General features: G+C 66.7%; 2 protein-coding genes. Both read right to left on the bottom strand.

Annotated elements, in window-relative coordinates; all coding sequences use genetic code 11:
• Positions 1–287: sugar nucleotide-binding protein (locus ACSFCA_RS36540; protein ID WP_435463002.1), on the bottom strand; the 287-nt coding region annotated here is incomplete at its 3' end.
• The coding region (gene rfbB, locus ACSFCA_RS36535) for a dTDP-glucose 4,6-dehydratase (RefSeq protein WP_435463001.1) at positions 284–1,123 on the bottom strand (840 nt) is incomplete at its 5' end. The genes rfbB and ACSFCA_RS36540, both read right to left, overlap by 4 nt.

Raw genomic sequence — 1,123 nt, 5'->3', positions numbered from 1 at the left:
CCGATCTGCTGGGCCGCCTCGGCCACGATTCCCGGCGAGGTCGCGTTGAGCTTGCGCGCAAAGTCCGGCTCGCTCTCGGCCTTGTCGACCGCCGTGTGCGCCGCCGCATTGACGATCACGTCGGGACGCACCTTCAGCACCGTCTCGGCCAGTTGCTCGGGACGGCTGAAGTCGGCGTTGAAATCGGTGCTGTCGAAGTCGAGCGCGACCAGTTCACCCAGGGGCGCCAGGCTGCGCTGCAGCTCCCAGCCGACCTGTCCGCCCTTGCCCAGCAGCAGCAACTTCATGCCGCGGCCTTCGCAGGTGCGGCGTCGTATTGCTTCTCGACCCACTCGCGGTAGGCGCCGCTTTGCACATTGCGCACCCACTCGCCATTGGCCAGATACCACTCGACGGTCTTGCGGATGCCGGTGTCGAAGGTCTCGGCGGGCTTCCAGCCGAGCTCGGCTTCGAGCTTGCGCGCATCGATGGCGTAGCGGCGGTCGTGGCCCGGACGGTCGGTGACGTAGGTGATCTGTTCCTTGTAGGGCTTGCCGTCGGCCCTGGGGCGCAGCTCGTCGAGCAGCGCGCACACGGTGTTGACGATCTCGATGTTGGGCTTCTCGTTCCAGCCGCCCACGTTGTAGGTCTCGCCCAGCCTGCCGGCTTCGAGCACGCGGCGGATGGCGCTGCAGTGGTCCTTCACGTAGAGCCAGTCGCGCACCTGCATGCCGTCGCCGTACACGGGCAGGCTCTTGCCGGCCAGTGCGTTGACGATCATCAGGGGGATGAGCTTCTCGGGGAAGTGGAAGGGGCCGTAGTTGTTGGAGCAGTTGGTGGTCAGCACCGGCAGGCCGTAGGTGTGGTGCCAGGCACGCACGAGGTGGTCGCTGGCGGCCTTGCTGGCCGAATACGGGCTGTTGGGCTCGTACTTGTTCTCTTCGGTGAAGGCGGGGTCGGTCTTGGAGAGCGAGCCGTAGACCTCGTCGGTGGACACGTGCAGGAAGCGGAAGGCCGTCTTCTGCTCGGCCGGCAGCGCGCTCCAGTGGCCGCGCACGGATTCGAGCAGGCGGAAGGTGCCCAGCACGTTGGTCTGCACGAAGTCTTCGGGGCCGTGGATGGAGCGGTCCACGTGCGATTCGGC

This window comes from Variovorax multivorans (assembly GCF_051216835.1).
GTDB lineage: Bacteria > Pseudomonadota > Gammaproteobacteria > Burkholderiales > Burkholderiaceae_C > Variovorax.
The sequence above is the reverse complement of the archived record's forward strand: the minus strand, read 5'-3'. Positions and strand labels throughout refer to the sequence as shown.